This is a genomic window from Streptomyces sp. YIM 130001 (genome assembly GCF_003574445.1).
In the GTDB taxonomy this organism is placed as follows: Bacteria; Actinomycetota; Actinomycetes; order Streptomycetales; family Streptomycetaceae; genus Streptomyces.
This window is the reverse complement of record NZ_KZ984550.1, coordinates 107679-126137: the sequence shown is the minus strand read 5'-3', so window position 1 is coordinate 126137 and position 18459 is coordinate 107679. Positions and strand designations below refer to the sequence as shown.

Annotated in this window: 15 protein-coding genes; 4 read left to right on the top strand and 11 right to left on the bottom strand. The window is 72.5% G+C overall.

The genetic code is table 11. From position 1 onward, the window contains the following. From DSC45_RS06130 to rhaI, 8 genes are all read right to left on the bottom strand, one after another. Positions 1-549 (bottom strand): class F sortase, encoded by a 549-nt coding sequence (locus DSC45_RS06130; RefSeq protein ID WP_119288398.1) that lies wholly within the window; start codon positions 547-549, stop codon positions 1-3. Positions 550-750: 201 nt separating this feature from the next. Next, positions 751-1359, bottom strand: coding sequence for a hypothetical protein (locus tag DSC45_RS35655; RefSeq protein ID WP_162929149.1), 609 nt, complete (start codon positions 1357-1359; stop codon positions 751-753). A gap of 189 nt (positions 1360-1548) precedes the next feature. Next, entirely contained in the window at positions 1549-3468 is a 1920-nt protein-coding gene (locus tag DSC45_RS06120; RefSeq protein WP_119287889.1) for a serine/threonine-protein kinase, read from the bottom strand. A 280-nt stretch (positions 3469-3748) separates the two neighbouring features. Continuing rightward, the gene (locus DSC45_RS06115) at positions 3749-4522 is read right to left on the bottom strand and encodes a glycosyltransferase family 2 protein (protein WP_119287887.1); all 774 of its coding nucleotides are present in this window, start codon (positions 4520-4522) and stop codon (positions 3749-3751) included. 302 nt (positions 4523-4824) lie between these two features. Then, positions 4825-5853 carry a LacI family DNA-binding transcriptional regulator gene (locus DSC45_RS06110; RefSeq protein WP_119287886.1) on the bottom strand — a complete coding sequence of 343 codons (1029 nt, stop codon included), beginning with the start codon at positions 5851-5853 and terminating at the stop codon, positions 4825-4827. A gap of 151 nt (positions 5854-6004) precedes the next feature. Continuing rightward, positions 6005-7444 (bottom strand): rhamnulokinase, encoded by a 1440-nt coding sequence (locus DSC45_RS06105; protein WP_119288396.1) that lies wholly within the window; start codon positions 7442-7444, stop codon positions 6005-6007. A gap of 145 nt (positions 7445-7589) precedes the next feature. Then, entirely contained in the window at positions 7590-9644 is a 2055-nt protein-coding gene (locus DSC45_RS06100) for a bifunctional aldolase/short-chain dehydrogenase (RefSeq protein WP_119287884.1), read from the bottom strand. Positions 9645-9790: 146 nt separating this feature from the next. Beyond that, positions 9791-10951, bottom strand: a complete 1161-nt coding sequence (rhaI, locus tag DSC45_RS06095) for an L-rhamnose isomerase (protein ID WP_119287882.1) — start codon at positions 10949-10951, stop codon at positions 9791-9793. A gap of 279 nt (positions 10952-11230) precedes the next feature. On the opposite strand from rhaI, the gene DSC45_RS06090 reads away from it, so the two are divergent. Next, entirely contained in the window at positions 11231-12478 is a 1248-nt protein-coding gene (locus tag DSC45_RS06090; RefSeq protein ID WP_162929148.1) for a hypothetical protein, read from the top strand. Between the two features lie 198 nt (positions 12479-12676). Continuing rightward, entirely contained in the window at positions 12677-13423 is a 747-nt protein-coding gene (locus DSC45_RS06085) for an SAM-dependent methyltransferase (protein WP_119287878.1), read from the top strand. 43 nt (positions 13424-13466) lie between these two features. Here DSC45_RS06085 and DSC45_RS06080 read toward each other — a convergent pair whose 3' ends face one another. Both DSC45_RS06080 and DSC45_RS06075 read right to left on the bottom strand, forming a co-directional pair. Further along, on the bottom strand, positions 13467-14306 hold the full coding sequence (locus DSC45_RS06080) for an alpha/beta fold hydrolase (protein ID WP_119287877.1): 840 nt from the start codon (positions 14304-14306) through the stop codon (positions 13467-13469). Continuing rightward, positions 14303-14899: a TetR/AcrR family transcriptional regulator gene (locus DSC45_RS06075; protein ID WP_119287875.1), complete on the bottom strand. Its 597-nt coding sequence runs from the start codon at positions 14897-14899 to the stop codon at positions 14303-14305. The genes DSC45_RS06080 and DSC45_RS06075 overlap by 4 nt, the downstream gene beginning before the upstream one ends. A 241-nt stretch (positions 14900-15140) precedes the next feature. On the opposite strand from DSC45_RS06075, the gene DSC45_RS06070 reads away from it, so the two are divergent. Further along, positions 15141-16736: a phosphodiester glycosidase family protein gene (locus DSC45_RS06070; RefSeq protein ID WP_119287873.1), complete on the top strand. Its 1596-nt coding sequence runs from the start codon at positions 15141-15143 to the stop codon at positions 16734-16736. Between the two features lie 75 nt (positions 16737-16811). Here the strand turns inward: DSC45_RS06070 and DSC45_RS06065 are convergent, their stop codons facing one another. Next, positions 16812-17066, bottom strand: coding sequence for a hypothetical protein (locus DSC45_RS06065; RefSeq protein ID WP_162929147.1), 255 nt, complete (start codon positions 17064-17066; stop codon positions 16812-16814). A 327-nt stretch (positions 17067-17393) separates the two neighbouring features. Here DSC45_RS06065 and DSC45_RS06060 point away from each other — a divergent pair, with 327 nt between their 5' ends. Next, the gene (locus DSC45_RS06060; RefSeq protein ID WP_119287869.1) at positions 17394-18395 is read left to right on the top strand and encodes a helix-turn-helix domain-containing protein; all 1002 of its coding nucleotides are present in this window, start codon (positions 17394-17396) and stop codon (positions 18393-18395) included. The last annotated feature ends 64 nt before the right edge of the window (positions 18396-18459 follow it).

Here is an 18459-nt window from a genome sequence, read left to right as displayed (position 1 = left end):
TCAGCGGCTCGAGGTGAGGCCCGCGTACACCACCGTGTTGCCCGAATAGGCGCCCTCGGTGCGGGAGTACGTGCCGCCGCAGGTGATGACGCGGAGCTCGGGCCGCTTCGCCTGGCCGTAGACCTTCTCGTCGGGGAACGTGTCGCCGTCCAGCAGCTCGACGCCCTCGACGGTGAAGACCGCCGTACTGCCGTCGTCGCGGTCCACCTCGATGGTGGCGCCCCGCTTCAGCGCGCCGAGCCGGAAGAACACCGCGGGACCGGTCGCCGAGTCCAGATGCCCGACGGTCACCGCGGTGCCGCGCGCACCGGGCGTCGTGCCGCCCGCGAACCAGCCCGCGGACTCCGGCCGGTCCGGCGGCGGCACCTCGAGCCGGCCGTCCGGCTGCAGACCGAGACCGGCCAGGGGCGCGTCCACCTGGATGCTCGGGATCCGGATGCGCAGCGGCCGGGCCGGGGCCATCGGCTTCGCCGTACCGGCCCGCTCTTCGCCCGCCTGTGCCGCGGCCGGCCGGGGCGGACCGTCCTCGGCCCGTACGCCTTCGGTCATCAGCCAGGAACCGACGAGAATGCCGAGCGCCGTGATCCCGGCCAACGGGACCTTGATGCGGGGAGCCTGATCCGAGGAGCGCACGCGCTCACCTCCGCTGGTGTACCGGTCGGACAGAAAGGGCGGAACGCGGGGCCCAGGGGGCCGTGGCCCGCGGCCGCCCCTGCTCCGCGTGCGGACCGGGGGCGGCGCGCGGAACGGTCAGGAGGAGGAGTCCCTGCGGCGCCGGCGGAGGATCAGCCAGGTGCCGGCCGCCCCGGTGGCCAGGGCGAGCGCGGCGCCTCCGGCGATCTGCGCCGTGGCGTCCCGGTCCGAACCGCCGAGACCACCCATGACCTGGCCGGTCGGCGCGGTCGGCGACGAGCTGGCGGTCGGGGTGGCGGTGGTGGTCGGCGACGAGGTGGCCGTGGGGGTGGGGGACGGAGAGGTGGGGGAGGGCGAAGTGGAGGAGGAGCCGCTGACGGTGACCCGCTGGGAGCCTGCGGCGCCGCCGTCGGAGCAGATCACGGCGACCGTATAGGTCCCGGAGCCGACCGATGACCAGGTCGCGGTCCTGGGGGAGCCGTCGTCGAGTGCCTCCTGCTGACCGCCCGCGAACGTGGCGTTGCCGCCGCCCATCAGGGCCGCGGTGCCACCGGTCGGGCAGTCGGTGGTGGAGACCCGGACGGTGCCCGCATCGGACGTGACGTCGATGCCGGGTTCGGCCCGGGCGGGGCTCGCGGCGAGCAGCAGGGCGAGCGGGGCGGCCACGACGGTGGGGACTGCGGCCAGAACCAGGGCGGGACGCCCGGATATTCGTATCGTGCGCATGAACACCCTCCACGGAGCCCGGGTGGCGGCGCCGCTGTGGCACTGCCCGAACGGGAAGGCCCCACGCTCCGTGCTGTCGAGCCAAAGCGCTTCACGCGCGCTGTGCACGCCGTGGGGGGCCGGGGGTGTCCAGGCGGGTGACACGATCCGCCGGATGGCGGTGTCGGGGCGCCTGCCGGACCGGCCCCGTCAGGCCGGTGTGTACCGCAGGACCTCGCCGCCGGGGAACTCCCGTACCAGTTCGCCGCCCTCCGCCCGAAGCGTCGACGAGTCGCCGGTGGCGCAGTCGCCCGACGACGCGGAACTGTCCACGTCCGGCGGCGTGACCCGTATCGGACCGGCCGCACCGCCGGCCGAGACCAGGACCATGCCCGCCTCGCAGTGCAGGCTCCCGCTGTCCGACACCAGCTCGGCGGCCGCGCTGCCGACCGCCTTCTGCCGCACCGTCATGCTCTGGGTGCCGCCGCCGGGCAGCGGCCGCTCCCACGTGCCGATCACCTCGTCCGGGAGCCGCTCCGGCTTGTCGACCCGCCGCAGCTCCGCGGTCCGCCCGGCCGCGCTCCAGCGGATCGCGTCGCCGTCGCCGGGCGACAGCGTGTGCTCACCGAGTGCCGAGCACTTGTCGTCCGGGATGCTGCGGACGACCTTGGTGTCGAGCCGTACCGAGCGGGTGCCGTCCTCGCCGCCCTTGCCGGCCAGTTTGCCGTCGCTGGTGCAGGCGTACGTCCGGCCCAGGCTGATGCTGGTGGCGACGACCTCGCCCAGCTGCCCCTTGGAGATCACGAAGCGCCGGTACTGGCCGGTGGGCTGCCCGTCGCGTTCCACCTCGCCCGCCCAGGTGCCGACCAGTTCGGCCGGTACGTCCGAGGCGGTCCCCGCGCCGCCGGCGTCGTCGGCGAACGGGCCGAGGCCCGCGGCGGCCGTCCCGAGCACCGCGGCCGCGACCACGGCGGCGGTCCCCGCCGTGACCTTGAGCAGACGGCCCCGGCGCCGCGGCGGCTCCGGACGACCGAAGTCGTCGTCGCCGTACGCAGTGCCTGAGGGGCCTGTGGTACCTGAGGGACCGCCGTGCGGGAGCACCGTCTGCGGCAGTACGGCGGTGCCGGCCTCGGGGCTGTACGCGGCCGGCACCGGGCCGGACTGGGCCGTGGTGGCCTGGGTGGCGCGCGGCGGCGTGTCCGTGTCCAGCAACTTGACCGCGCTGCGCCCCAGTTCGGCGATCAGGCGGGCCGGCAGCCAGGGCGGCGACGAGGTCGCGGTGGCCACCGGCTGCACCTCCTGGACGATCTCCTCGGGCGTCGGCCGGTCCGCCGGATCCTTGGACAGACACCGGGCGATCAGCGTCCGCAGCGGCTCCCCGATCCCGACCAGGTCCGGCTCCTCCTCGGCGATCCGGAACATCACGGCATGCAGACCGCCGGAACCGCCCCCGCCGAACGGCGTGCGCCCCGTCGCGGCGAACATCAGCACCGCACCCATGCAGAACACATCGCCGGCCGGGCCGAGTTGATCCCCCTTGACCTGCTCGGGCGACATGAAACTCGGCGAACCGACGACCATCCCGGTCCGGGTCAGAGTGGATTCCGGTACGGCGTCAAGGGCTCGCGCGATGCCGAAGTCGATCACCCGGGGGCCGTCGATGGTGACCAGCACGTTCGACGGCTTGAGGTCGCGGTGCACGAGTCCGGCGCCGTGGATGTCGAGCAGCGCACCGGCCAGACCGTAGGCGAGGGTGCGTACCGATATCTCCGGCAACGGCCCGTGCCCGGAGGCCGAGACCACGTGGTCGAGCGACGGACCCGCCACATAACCCGTGGCGACCCAGGGCGTATCGGCTTCGGTGTCCGCGTCGAGTACGGGGGCCGTCCAGCGCTCACCGACCCGGCGGGCCGCCGCGACCTCCTGCCGGAACCGCTCACGGAACTCGGGCTCGGCGGCCAGTTCGGCCTTGATGACCTTGACCGCCACGGTGCGGCCACCCGGCGAACGCGCCAGATGGACATCGCCCATACCGCCGGAGCCGAGCTTGCGGATCAGCCGGTAACCGCCGATGCTGCTGCCCGCGGACGATCCGGCGCCGCCCCCGCCTTCCTCAGTCGCCCCGGTCATCCCGTTCCCCCTCGGTTCTGCTGCAGCTCGCCTCGTGCACACACTCCGGCCCACTCTCCGTCACGAAGGTCACGGGGCGGACGAGGGCGGGCGTCTGTTTGATGCGGAAAACGTGGTGGAGGGGTGGAGACCGGGTTTCCTGGGACGGGAGTTGGGCCGCGACCTGACCATGGCCTCCGCACTCAGGATCGCGCCGTCGCCACCTCGTGGCCGGCCAACGACAACCGCATGCGGCACAGGCCCTCCGCCTCGACGCGCGCTTGCAGCCCCAATGCGGGTGTCAGATCCGAGAATTGCGCAGCGACTGCCACACGGCGCCGGCCAGCGCCCGCGTCGCTCGAGGGACCGACAGTCCCTCATGTTCGCGGTACAGCTTCCAGTTGTACGGCAGGAGCGAGATCTTGTTGGAGGACAATGAGCCGGCCTGGTGGGCCCTGTACACAGCCAGCGGTTCGGAAAGGCCCCTGGCGTCAGCACCGTCCCGCATGATCGACAGCCAAAGGGCGTAGTCCTGCCGTTTGCGCATCTCCGGCATCAGTCTCGTGCCGAGGATGTTGCGGTCGTACATGGCGGTCAGAGCGCCGATGTGGTCCCTCGCCAGCATGGCGCGGTAGTCCACGTGGCTGGTTGCGCGGACTACGCGCCCGTTCGGGACGAAGTCGGTGCTCTCCCCGTCGTAGTCGGCGTCCATCTTGAAGTACGAGGTGAATGTCAGGGGCGCAGTACCGGCCGCAGCGAATTCGATCTGCCGCTCGGCCTTCTCCGGCAGCCACATGTCGTCGCTGTCGAGGAAGGCCACGTAATCCCCGCGGGCCCGCTCGATGGCGAGGTTGCGTGCCCGGCCGGCGCCGCCTCGCTCGGGTGCTGATTCCGGCAGGACACGTTCGTCCTGTCGGGCGAACTCCGTCAGCAGGTCCATGGAGCCGTCGGACGACTGGTCGTCTGTGATCAGCAGCTCCAGGTCACTGTGGGTCTGCGTGAGTACCGACCGGACCGCTGCGCCGAGAGCGGCTGCCGAGTTGTACACGGGCATCACGACAGACACCAGGGGCACAGCGCTTCCTCCTTGCTCGGCCGGCACGACCGTCATTCAAGCACTGCCGATCCGCTAGGGGTGTCGTCGGCCGGGGTTTCGTCGGGGCTGCCGCCAGCGGTGCGTACCGCCGAGGTGGGGCACCGTGCCGTCGGCCACGACGTGGCCCATTCGGCGTTCGACTACCTGATGGGAGCGCGCGTCCTTCGTCCCCGACCGCCGAAATCGGCTGACTGGCGCGAACATCGACGTGCAGTGAGCGTCGGCGCCGCGCACCGCTCGGGGGACCGACTCCCGCGAGCCCACCCACCCGCGTTCGAGGCCTACGCGGTGTCGTCGTTGCGGAGCGTCGAGTTGCGGACGACCAGTTCGGGCTGGAGGACCACTGCGCGGTGGTCGTGGGTGGTGGCGTGTTCGCCGGTTTCCTCGATGAGTAGTTCGGCTGCCGCTCGGCCCATGCGCTGTGCGGGGCGGCGTACCGAGGTCAGGGGGACGACCGCGGCGGCCGCGAACTCGATGTCGTCGTAGCCGACGATCGCCAGGTCCCGTGGCACCCGTACGCCCGCCGCGTACATCGCCTGCAACACCCCGAGCGCGAGCAGGTCGTTGGCGCAGAAGACGGCCGTCGGGCGTTCCGGCAGGCCGAGGAGGCGGGCGCCCGCGTCGATGCCGGAAGCGACGTCGAGCCGGGCCGACTCCACCAGGTTCAGTGCGTCATCGGGCAGCCCGGCCTCGCGCAGCGCGGTGAGTGCGCCGCGGTGCCGGTCGCGGCACTGCGGCAGCCGCATCGGCCCGCTGATGTACGTGACCCGGCGGTGCCCGGCGTCGAGCAGGTGCCGCACCGCGAGCGTGCCGCCCATCACGTCGTCCACCGACACCGAGCAGCCCTCGTCCGCCGGCACCTCGCGGTCCACGTGCACGTACGGGATGCTGCGCCGCTCGATGTCGCCGAGGCCGCGGCCCGTGGTGTCGGCCGGGGTGACCAGGACGCCGCGGACCCGCTGCTCGGCGAAGAGCGACAGGTAGTAGTCCTCCTCGGCGGCGCTGCCCGCGCTGTTGCCGAGCATCACCCCGAGTCCGGCGTCCCTGGCGGCGGCCTCCGCGCCCTTGGCGACGGCGGCGAAGAACGGGTTGGCCATATCGAGCACCAGCATGGCGAGCATCCGGCTGCTGCCGGCCCGCAACTGTCGTGCGGACTCGCTGCGGACGAAGCCGATCCGCTCGATCACCGCCCTGACCCGGTCCCGGGTCTCCTCGGCGACCTTGTCCGGCCGGTTCAGGACGTTGGAGACGGTGCCCACCGACACCCCCGCGAGCCGCGCCACTTCCTTGATGCTCACCGCTTGCGCCACGCGACCCGTCCCGCCTTCCTGCCCTGGTCCCGGCGCCTGTCGGGGGCCCGGGCCCGGCCATCCTAAGGCGCGCGTCCGGCCCTGCCGGGCACGGGGGATCTTACGGAGCGGAGCCCGGCCGCCGTAGCGGCGCCGGTGATCGGGGCGGCGTTCAGGCAGCGGAGTGCAACCGGGCCGCGGCCCGGTCCCACGGTGTCCGGTCGCCGGACGGGTCGTGGCGTACGGGTGGCAGCGCGGTGCGCAACAGGGCGCGCAGCTGCGCGAGTTCGCCGTGCACGGCGCCGGCGGCCCGGGCCTGGACCAGTACGTTGCCGAGCGCCGCGGCCTCCGCCGGGCCCGCCACCACCGGCAGTCCGCAGGCGTCGGCGGTCATCCGGCACAGCAGGGTGTTGTGCGCCCCGCCGCCGACGATGTGCACCGCGTCCACGTCCCGCCCGGACAGGCGCCGTGCGTCGTCGACGGCCCGCCGGTGCGCGAGCGCGAGCGAGTCGACCACACAGCGGGTGAACTCGGCCGGGGTGTGCGGTACCGGCTGTCCCGTACGACGGCAGGCCTCCGCGATCCGCTGCGGCATCCGCCCCGGCGCGAGGAACTCCGGGTCGCCGGCGTCCACGACGTGCCGAAGTTGCGGCAACTTCGCGGCCTCGTCGAGAAGTTGACCGAGATCCTGCGGCCGTCCCGCTTCCTCCCAGTCGCGCAGGCACTCCTGCAGCAGCCACAGGCCCATCACGTTGCGCAGGAAGCGGACCGTGCCGTCGACACCGAGTTCGTTGGTGAAGTTGGCGCGCCGGCTGTCCTCGGTGAGCACCGGCGCGTCGAGCTCCATACCGGCGAGGGACCAGGTGCCGGTGGCGATGTACGCGAAACGGGGGCCCTCGGCCGGTACCGCCACCACCGCCGACGCGGTGTCGTGCGAGCCCACCGCGGTGACCGGCACCGGGCCCTCGAGTCCGGTGTCCGCAAGGGCCTCCGCGAGCAGCTGTCCGGCCGGGTCGCCGGGGCCGCGCAAAGGGGCGAACAGGCCGAGGTCGATGCCGAGCCGCTCGGCGACCGGCCGCGACCAGTCGCGGGTGCGCGGGTCGATGAGCTGGGTGGTGGAGGCGTTGGTGAGCTCCGTGCCGGCCTCGCCGGTCAGCCAGAGCGCGATCAGATCGGGGACGAGCAGCAGCTGCCTGGCCGCCGCCAGGGCGGGAGTGCCCTGCGCGGCGGTCAGTTGGTACACGGTGTTGAACGGCAGTTCCTGCAGGCCCGTCGCCGCGTACAGCTCGGTCCGGGGCAGTACTTCGGCGACCTGCTCCGCGACGCCCTCGGTGCGGGCGTCGCGGTAGTGCACCGGGTTGCCGATCAGGGAGCCGGTGGCGTCGAGCAGCCCGTAGTCGACGGCCCATGCGTCGATGCCGACACTGCGGGGTGAGCGCCCGGCCAGTTCGCCCGCCCGGCGCAGGCCGTCCAGGACTCCCCGGTACAGGGCGAGTACGTCCCAGTGCAGGGTGCCGCCCGTGCGCACCGGACGGTTGGCGAAGCGGTGCGCCTCGGCGAGCCGCAGTACTCCGTCGTCCCCGCCGCTCCCTCCCCGTACATGGCCGACCATCACCCGGCCACTGGACGCACCGAGGTCCACGGCGGCGAAGGGGAGGGGAGCGGGGGAGGAGCGCAGAGTCACGGAAACCTCGCGAACAGGCGTACAGGGGACGGGAGTCGGTCAACCGGCCAAGCAGGGCTCGCCGCCACGCGGCTCACCGCAGGAACGCCGCCGCCACCCCGGCGTCCACCGGGATCAGCAGTCCCGTCGTATGGCTGAGATCGCCCGCCGTGAGCGCGAAGACCGCGTTCGCCACATGCTCCGGCAGGACCTCCCGCTTCAACAGGGTGCGCTGGGCGTAGAACTCGCCGAGCTTCGACTCCTCCACCCCGTACACCGCGGCACGCTGCGCGCCCCAACCGCCGGCGAAGATGCCCGAACCGCGCACCACGCCGTCCGGATTGACGCCGTTCACCCGGATACCTTGATCACCCAACTCTGCTGCGAGCAGGCGTACTTGGTGGGCCTGGTCGGCCTTGGTCGCGGAGTAGGCGATGTTGTTGGGGCCGGCGAACACCGCGTTCTTGGAGGCGATGTACACGATGTCGCCGCCGAGTCCCTGCTCGCCCATGATCCGGGCGGCCTCTCGTGACACCAGGAAGGAGCCGCGGGCCATGATGGCGTGCTGTACGTCCCAGTCCCTGGCCGTGGTCTCCAGCAGCGGTTTGGACACCGAGATGCCGGCGTTGTTCACCACCAGGTCCACACCGCCGAAGGCCAGCGCCGCGGCGCGGAATGCCTCGGCGATCTGCTCCTCGGAGGTGACGTCCACGGTGACGGCCAACGCCCGGTCGGGGCCGCCCAGTTGCTCGGCCACCTCGCCCGCCGACTCGGAGTCGAGATCGGCCACCACCACACAGGCACCCTCGGCCGCGAGCCGCCCCGCGATCGCCCGCCCGATGCCCGACCCGGCACCGGTGACCAGAGCCACCCGCGCGGCCAGCGGCTTCGGCGCCGGCATCCGGCGCAGCTTGGCCTCCTCCAACTCCCAGTACTCGATACGGAACTTCTCCGACTCCTCGATCGGGGCGTACGAGGACACGGCCTCCGCTCCGCGCATCACATTGATCGCGTTGACGTAGAACTCGCCGGCGACGCGGGCCGTCTGCTTGTCCTTGCCGAAGCTGAACATGCCGACCCCGGGCACGAGCACGATCGCCGGGTCCGCGCCGCGCATGGCGGGGGAGTCGGGGCCCGCGTGCCGCTCGTAGTACGCCCGGTAGTCCTCGCGGTAGGCCGCGTGCAGCTCCTCGAGGCGGGCCGTGACCTCCTCGAGCGGGGCCGTCGGCGGCAGGTCGAGGACCAGCGGGCGGACCTTGGTGCGCAGGAAGTGGTCGGGGCAGGAGGTGCCGAGCGCGGCGAGCCGCGGGTGCTCGGCGCGCGAGGCGAAGTCGAGTACGGCGTCGGAGTCGGTGAAGTGCCCGACCTGCGGCCGGTCGGTGGCGGCGAGTCCGCGCACCAGCGGCGCCAACTCCGCTGCCCTGGAACGTCGTTCGGAGGCCGGCAGCGGCTCGTACCCCTCGATGACCGGACCGAAGGGCTCGGCCGCACCGCGCTCGGCGAGAAACGCCTCCGCGGTCCTGATGATGTGCAGCGAATTGCGCTCGCAGGCCTCGCTCGTGTCGCCCCAGGCGGTGATGCCGTGGCCGCCGAGCACACACCCGATCGCCTCCGGGTGTGCTTCCTTGACGGCCGCGATGTCGAGGCCGAGCTGGAATCCGGGCCGGCGCCACGGCACCCACACCACCTGCTCGCCGAAGCACTCGGCGGTGAGCTTCTCGCCGTCGGCGGCGCAGGCGAGGGCGATGCCGGAGTCGGGGTGCAGATGGTCGACATGGGGTGCGTCGACCAGTCCGTGCATCGCGGTGTCGATGGACGGCGCCGCACCGCCCTTGCCGTGCAGACAGAAGTCGAACGCGGCGACCATCTCGTCCTCGCGCTCCTCGCCCGGATAGACACCGGTCAGGGCGCGCAGCCGGTCGAGCCGCAGCGCGGCGAGGCCGCCCGCCGTCAGAGTGCCGAGGTCGCCGCCGGACCCCTTGACCCACATCAGGTCCACCGGGTCGCCGGTGACCGGGTCGTCGGCGGTGCCCTTCGCGGAGGTGTTGCCGCCCGCGTAGTTGGTGTTGCGCGGATCGGATCCGAGCCGGTGCGAACGGTCCAGGAGCTGTGCGGCCTCGGGGTGGAGGCCGCCCGGCGAGTCGGTCATGGTGTCCCTCGGGATCGGTGACGGATCGAGTCGGTGACGGACGGAGTCCGTGACGGAGGCGCCGCCCTGCCCGGTGCGGGACGCCCGGGGCGCGGCGGGTGAGGTGCGCTGGTGGCGTACGCGGATGACGTGCCGAGCCCGGAGGCTCAGGCGCCCCAGCCTGCCTGCTGACCGCCCGTGCGTTCCTTGACGATGCGGTCCGCCCAGCCGGACGCCCGGTACGCGGCCATCGGGTCGGGGTCGATGCCGAGCGAGGTACGCACCTCGGCGAGCAGCGGGCGTACGTCGGTGTTGAAGGCGTCCATCAGGGCGGCGTTGGCGCCGAGCACATCGCCCTCGCGCTGCGCCGAGTCGAGCGCGTCCGCGTCGACGAGGAGTGCCTTGGCCGTGGCCTCCTGGACATTCATCACCGAGCGGATGATCGCCGGGATCTTGGGCTCGATGTTGTGGCACTGGTCGAGCATGAACGCCGTGTCCGCGGTGAGCCCGCCGCCGCGGATCACCTCGTACATGATCCGGAACAGCTGGAACGGGTCGGCGGCGCCCGCCATCAGGTCGTCGTCGGCGTAGAAGCGGGAGTTGAAGTCGAATCCGCCGAGCTTGCCCTCGCGCAGCAGCAGCGCCACGATGAACTCGATGTTGGTGCCCGGCGCGTGGTGTCCGGTGTCCACCACGACCTGCGCCTTCGGGCCGAGCTTGAGGCAGTGCGCGTAGGCGGTGCCCCAGTCGGGGACGTCGGTGGCGTAGAAGGCGGGCTCGAAGAGCTTGTACTCGAGCAGGATGCGCTGGTCGTCGCCGAGCCGTTCGTAGACCTCCGCGAGCGCCTCGCCGAGGCGGCCCTGGCGGGCGGAGAGGTCGTCCTGGCCCGGGTAGTTGGTGCCGTCCGAGAACCACAGTTTGAGGTCGCGCGAACCGGTGGCGTCCATGACGTCGACGCAGTCCAGGAGGTGGCGCACGGCCTTGCGGCGCACGGCCGGGTCCGGGTTGGTCACCGAGCCGAGCTTGTAGTCGTCGTCCTGGAACACGTTCGAGTTGATGGTGCCGATACCGACGCCGAGTCCGCGCGCGTGGTCGGCGAGCGCCGCGTAGTCGTCGACGCGGTCCCACGGGATGTGCAGGGCGACGGTCGGGGCGACACCGGTGTGCAGGTGCACGCGGGCGGCGTCCTGCAGCTTCTCCTCGGGCGTACGGGGCACCCCGGCCTGCGTGAACACCTTGAAACGGGTGCCGGAGTTGCCGTACGCCCACGACGGGGTCTCGATGATCTGGGACGTGAGGGCGGACTGCACGGCGGATACGGCGGTCATGAATCAGCGCTCCCAACTGAATCGTTTCATTGAAGGAAGCTAGGTGACCTCAACTGGCCTGTCAAGAGCATGGGTTCACCTGGTCGGGATGCCTGCCCGCCGGTACGCGCGACGTTCGTCCGAGTTGCCGGGGCAGAGGTGCGCGGAGGTCGGCGGGATCTCGTGCCGGGGCCCGTCCTCCGCCTCTTGAAACCTTTCATGACGGGTGCGGCGTACGGGTGCGGGGCGCCGATCACCCAGGAGTCGAGGGTCGGTGCCTGGCCGATACAGTCGGGCGGCATGAATCGGAGTGGCATAGCCCGCAGGTCGGTGCTGGGTGCCGCGCTGGCTGCGGTGGGCGCGGCCGTCGCGGGATGCGGGCGGTCCGACGGCAAGGACGGCAAGCCCGAAGCGGCGAAGAAGAAGCGGGCCTGGCGCCATATACACCTGGCCGACGCATGGGACGGCGCCTACGTCGCCATGGCCGCCCCCGCCCGCGACGACGTATGGGCGCTCGGCATGCGCGGCGGCAAGGACGGCGGCACGGGCGCCCGGCTGTTCCTCGACCGCTTCGACGGCGATACGTGGACCTCGGGGCCGCTGCCCGGGGACCTGAAGGCCGACGCCGGCTTCACGCTGCACGCGAGCGACTCCAAGAACGTCTGGCTCGCCGAGAGCCGCCCGGAGGCAGCGACGCGCGTCCACCGCTGGGACGGCACGAAGTGGCACCTGCTGCCCGAGACGCCGGCCGCGCCGGCCACGACCACGGCCCCCGGGAAGGGCGGCAAACTGGTCACGGCGGGACCGGAGGCCGGCTGGCTGATGCTCGGGGACACCGTGGCGCACTGGGACGGCTCCGCCTGGCACACCCCCGACCTGGACTTCGTCCCGGCCGGCCTCGCCATCTCCGCCGCACTCGGCTCCGGTGGAGACCCGGGCGTGTGGGTGGCGGGGGTACGTGACCTCGACTGCGCGGAAGGGGAGTGCTATCCGCAGCCGGCGAGTGCGGTCTGGCGCAAGGGCCGCTGGCAGGCGCTCGACACCCCCGAGTTCCGGTTCGACGATCCGGTTCCTCCCGAGGCCTCGGCCGGCCTGGACACTGTCGTGGCCGACGACGCGAAGCGCGGCTTGTGGGCCGTCGGCCGGCACGACTTCAACCACGGTGAGGTCGACGACGAGCCCGAGTCGGAGGAGATCCTGCTGCAGGGGGACGGCAAGACCTGGCGCAAGCGGCGCATCCCGCGCCTGCGCCACGCGATCGACGCCACCACCACGACGCCGGACGGCCGCGGCGGGCTGCTGCTCGACCACGAACACCATTTCACCGCGGACGGCGACGTCCACAAGGTCGCGTGGCCCGCGGAGATCGACGGGCCTCCCGACTACAAGGTCGACCCCCGCTTCGGCCAGCAGATGGAGTGGAACGTGTCGTGCCTGCTGCCGGGCACCCACACCGTTCTGGCCGCCGGCGCGGTTCTCATCAGCGGCGGCGACGACCCGGACATGCCGAGCCGGCCGATGATCGCCCGTTTCGACGGGGCTCGTTGAGCGGGGACGGCGCGTGCGGCGGGTATGTCGGCCGCCGAAAACCCTGTGGACGGTGCGGGCGGCGCCCCGTACCTTCGTCGCGTCGTCGGCCGTATGCGAGTAGTGGGGTGCGTGGGATGAGGGACCGGATGGACGCGGCAGGTAGCCGGACGCCGCAGGCAGACTTCCCGGCCTCATCCGATCGAAGGACTCCCCGAAGTGGATCTTCCACGTAGTTTCACCGTCCGCGAGAGCAGTCACCGCATCCACAACCCGCTCACCGGCGAGAAGTTGGCCACGCTCGGCCGGGCGCTCCGGCTGCCCGCAGGAGCGCGCATGCTCGACCTGGCCTGCGGCTCGGGCGAGATGCTGTGCACCTGGGCCCGCGACCACCGGCTCACCGGGACCGGCGTGGACATCAGCACGGTCTTCACCGAGCGGGCCCGCGCGCGAGCCGCCGAACTCGACGTGGCGGACCTCGTCACGTTCGTGCACGGTGACGCCGTCGGCCACGTCGCCGACCGGCCCGTGGACGTCGCGGCATGCATCGGCGCCACCTGGATCGGCGACGGCGTCCCCGGCACGATCGACCTGCTGCAGAGGAGCGTCCGCCCCGGCGGGATGCTCCTCGTCGGCGAGCCGTACTGGCGCCACCACCCACCGCACCAGGAGGCCGTCGACGGCTGCCACGCCGGCAGCGTCGACGCCTTCCGCCTGCTGCCGGACCTGCTCGGGCAGTTCGGCACGCTCGGCTACGACGTGGTCGAGATGGTGCTCGCGGATCAGGACAGCTGGGACCGGTACCGAGCCGCCCAGTGGCTGAACGTCCGCCGCTGGCTCGATACCGGCCCCGAGGACGAACTGGCCCCGGAGCTGCGGGCGGAGCTGGACGTCGACCCCGTTCGGTACGTGCGCTGGGAACGCGAGTACCTGGGCTGGGGTGTGTTCGCCCTCATGCGCCGCTGACGTCCGTGCGCCGCGCGGAACCCGCCCGCGGCCGGGCAGCCGTCTACCGGAAGGCCTTCCGCAGGAGTTCGGTGAACCCGGCCGGGTGGGTGGTCAGGCCGGTGTGGCCGCCGGGGAAGTGCACGAGCCCGGTGCCGAGGCGCTCGGCCAGGAAGTCGGCCGCACGGTAAGGGAGTTCGCCGCGCGACTCCTGCCCGCCGGCCGTCACCAGCCGGTCCGCCAGCGCCTGCAGCCGCCGGATGTCCGGGGCGTAGGACATGAAGGCGGGCACGATGCGGCTCACGAAGTAGGGCAGGTTGGCCATCGTCCGCTCGACGCGCGCGGCCGCCTGGGGCGGGAGCCGGAGGTCGGGCTCCGGGGCAGGGGCATCGCTGCCGCTGTCGTCGCCCTTCGTCAGTCCCGCTGCGAAGAGCGTCATCGCCGGCATCAGACCCTCCGTCCGGAAGGTCTCCTGTACCCGTGCGATCAGCGCCCGGTGTTCGGCGGCGTCCGGCAGGACCTCCACCACCGGTGGCTCGTGCACGACGACGCGTGCGATGCGTTCGGGGTGGGCGGTGAGCAGATGCAGTGCGGCGATCGCTCCGGAGCTGGCGCCGAACACCCGGGCCGGCCGGTGGGGCGAGAGGAGTTCCAGCATCCGGAACGCGTCGTCCGCGTGCTGGGCGACCTGCTGCTCGGCCTCGGGGTCGTCCAACGGACTGCGGGACATGCCGCGCGGATCATAGGTCGCGACCGTGTAGTCGGCGGCCAGATCGTCCGCGATCCCGTCGTACGAGGCGGAGTCGCCGGCGCCGCCGGGAATCAGCAGCAGGAGCGGGCCCTGGCCGCGTACTTCGTGGTGCAGGGTCGCGCCGTTCACGCGCAGGCGGCTCGACTCGGTCATGGGGTCTCTCCTTCTTCTCGGGCCGGGGGCCAGTGCTCGAGGAGCGTGTGCAGGGCGTCGAGGGCACGGACCCAGGACTGCTCCGGCGTGCGCGCGTGCGCGAACCCGCCGGCGGCCTCCAGGGCGACGAACCCGTGGAACGTGCTGCGCAGCAGGCGGACCGCGTCGGTCAGATCGGGCTCGGACAGTCCGTAGCCGCGGAGCATGCCGTACGTCAGCTCGACCGCGCGCCGCGGGCCGGGTGCGTCGGCGACCAGTGCCGGGTCGATACGGATCGGGGTCTGCGTCGCCAGGTAGCGGCCCGGATACCGATGGGCGTACTCCCGCCAGGCGTCGGCGTACGCGAACAGTGCGTCCTTGCCCGATCTGCCGGCGGTCGCCTCCGCGATCGCCAAGGTCTTCTCGTCGGCTGCCAGCAGGGAGATCCGGCCGCGCAGGTCCTCCAGGCCGCGGACGTGCGTGTACAGGCTCGCGTCCTTCACGCCGAGGCGGCGGGCCAGCTGCGACATGGTCACCTGGTCGAGCCCGGCCTCGTCGGCCAGTTCGGCGCCCGCGAGCGTCACCCGTTCCGCAGTCAATCCGGCCCGTGCCATACGTTCTCCTCGCCGTTCCTAGGGGCTCTAGTTATAACCTAGGACCCCTAAGGAAGCAATCGGGGAGCGCTCTGCTTCGACGCACCGGCGGATACGGAGTTGGGCCGGGCGACTTCTTGTCTTCACCCCGGGGATGAACTAGCGTCCGGCGGCTCGCGTTCGCTCTGAGCGCTGTGTCACCGATCCACGTGGGCGGCCCGCACAGGGGTGCCGCGTATCGTCACGCGACCGAGGAGTGTCCATGAGTGCCGCCGACCGTCGTCCGGTCCCCGCCCGTCGTCGCCGAAGTGCCCTGGCCCGTACGGCTGTTCATGTCGCGGCGGCCGCCGTGGCCGCCACCGCCGTCCTCGCCCCGGGCGCCGCGGCCGCGCCGGATCCGCACGGCGGCGCCGTGCCGCGTCCGCTCTCCGACTGGGACCACGAACGGCTCGCCGCGGGCGTCGACCTGTACCGCGGCACCGTCGCCGGACGGCCGGGAGCCGACCGGTGGACCGTCACCGTGCGGACGGAGGGCGCGCACCTCGCCGACGCGGGCGATGCTGCCGCGCTCGCCGACCGGCTGCGGCAGTCGGGTGCGAAACCCCGTACGGAGAAGGTCACTTGGCCCAAGGGCGCCGACCGCAGCGGACTGCTCGGCGTACGGGTCAGAGTGGGGGAGTACGACACCCGGGCCCAGGCCGACGCACGGCGTGACGAACTGGCCGCCGACGGGTTCGACGCCGTCGCCGAGTGGACCGGGGCGGACGGCACTCGCGGCACCGGCACCGCGCAGGTCGCCGTCGCCGTCGTCGACCCGAAGCGCTACGGCGGTGCCCTGAAGGCGAGTTACGGCACCGCGGTCGCCGGACGCGAGAACGTCACCGACATGGCGCGCGAGGCGGACGCCCTGCTCGCCGTCAACGCCGGCTTCTTCGTCATGGAACCCGAGGACGGCGTCCCCGGCGCCGCTGCCGGAATCGCCGCGTACGACGGGGAGTTGCAGAGCGCGGCCACCGGCGGTCGGATCGCGGCGGTGTTGCGCGGGGACGGTCTGCGGCCCGAGTTCAAGAAGCTCGACACGGATCTGAAGGTGCGCGCCTCGGGCGCCACCGAGACCGTGGACGGCGTGAACCGCATCCCCGGCCTGGTCCGCAACTGCGGCGGCGTCGGCGGCGACAGCCCCACCCAGCGCCCGCAACATGACGTGACCTGCACCGACCCCGACGAGATCGTGAAGTTCACCGACGAACTCGGCGCCGAGACCCCGGCCGGCGACGGCGTCGAGGCGGTGCTCGGTGCGGACGGCGCGGTGCGCGAACTGCGGCCGCGCGGCGGTCCGGTGCCGGCCGGCGGCAGTGTGCTCGCGGGTGTCGGCAAGGGCGCCGACTGGTTGCGCGACCACGCCGGCGAGGGCGAGGACGTGTCCGTACGCGAGCGGATCCTCGACGAACGCGGACGCACCGTCCGGCTCGGCAAGGACGACGCGATCGTCAACGGCGGACCGCAGCTGTTGCGCGACGGCCGGGTCGCCGTCAACTACGGCGCCGACGGCATCGAGCGGATCGGTGACCCGTCGTTCGCCTACACCTGGGGCCTCAAGCGCAATCCGCGCATGCTGATCGGTGTCGACGCACGCGGCCGTCTGATCCTGGCCGCCGCGGACGGCCGCCAGCCCGGCTACAGCGACGGATTCGGCCTCGACGAGGCGGCGCAGCTGATGAAATCGCTCGGTGCCGAGCAGGCGATGGCCTTGGACGGCGGCGGCTCGGTCGGCATGGCCGTCGACGGCGAACTGATCAACTCACCGTCGGACGGAGCCGAACGGGCGGTGGGCGACGCGCTGCTCCTCACCCGCTGATGCGGACACCGGGCTGCGGCCGCCGCGCTTCAGGGGCGGCCGGCGGCCGGCCGGCCCTGGCGCAGGGCGAGGCAGTCAGGTCTCGTCGGGCCGGACGAGGTGCTCCTGGACTTGGCGCAGCACGTGGTGTTGCACGGGCCTGAGCGTCTGTTCGCCCAGCTGGTTCACCAGCGCTGCGGCTTGTTCGTCGAGCGGGGCGGGCCCGGTCAGCCGCGTCGGCAGCGGTTCCAGGTGCGCGGCCGGATCGTCGATCAGCGCCGCGATCTCCTCGTCCGGGGTGCCGGCCCGGATGGCGTAGAGGCGTTCCGTCAGCGCCGTGGATGTGGCCATGTCGTGGTCGGTCGTGCCGAACGGGGCAATGGATCCGGCCGATCCGTCCTCGCCGATCAAGTGGCCTACCAGGACGAGTAGTTCTCTCGTCGGGCGGAGCCGTACCCGGTCGTGCCACCCACGGAGCTCGGACCGACGCCTCGGGATAACTCAACTCCCTTACAGAACGCCCCTGTTCGCGCGAAAGCCCGGAAAGCCCGTAGCGGGCGAGAACATCCCGGTGCGCGTCCCCCGCGCCGCTTTGCACCAGAGCTTCCTTGACGCGACCATGGCGATGCCAGGGCTTCCGAACTCGCCTGAAAAGCCCGGGCCGCTGGGGGGAATCCAATGCTCCGCATCCACTTCACCGATGCCGACCTGGCCCGCACGCGGATCGCCTCCGCGCCCGACCCGCTCTGGGAGATCTGCGCGAGCCTGCACCGCATGCAGACCCGCCACGGACGCTGGGCCTACGCAGACTGGTACCGCGGAACCCGCGCCCGGCTGCACGACGCCGGACTGGTCCGCACCCTGCGGACGATGCTGCTGCCGCTGATACCGCGCGCCGCGTACTTCCCCGACTTCCTCACCCCGCCCGAGGCCGTCGACGGTCTCGACGCGGGACTCGAGGCGGTCCTCGCCACCCCGGAGCAGCGCGTACGGGACGAGATCGGCATCCTCGACCGCACCTGCGGCGCCCCGGCCTGGGCGCCGCGGCTCGCCGAACCGGACCTGCGCCGGGACCTGGTGCACGCCCTGCGCCGCTACCACGACCTGGCCATCGCCCCGCACCGCGACGCCGTCCGCGCCAGGATCGAGGCCGAACGCTCGGTGCGCGCCCGCGCCGTGCTCGACGGCGGCACCGAGGCGTTGCTCGGGGACCTCGGCCCCGACCTGCGCTGGCGACGCCCCGTACTGCACACCCGCTATCCCGAGGACCGCGATCTGTATCTGAACGGCCGCGGGCTCCTCCTCGTCCCCTCGTACTTCTGCTGGGGCAACCCGGTGACGTTCGGCGACACGGCCCTCGAGCCCGTACTGATCTACTCCCTGCGGCACGAACCGCACCCCTCCACGCTGCCCGGCGACCTCGGCTCCGGCGCCTCGCTCGCCGCCCTCCTCGGCCGCACCCGTGCGGCGGTGCTGCGTACCACCGCCGTGGGCGCCACCACCGGAGAGATCGCCCGCGCCCTCGGTGTCTCCGCATCCTCCGCCAGTCAGCACGCCGCTTCGCTGCGCGACGCCGGCCTGCTGGTCAGTCACCGGCACACCCACTCGGTCCTGCACACCCTCACCCCGCTCGGCGCGGCCCTGCTGCGCGCCAACACGGGGGCCACCCCCGCCCGTTGACCGCGAACGGCGGGGCGGAGCCGGAGTACGGCCGATACGGTTGATCCACAGTCCGGAACGGGGA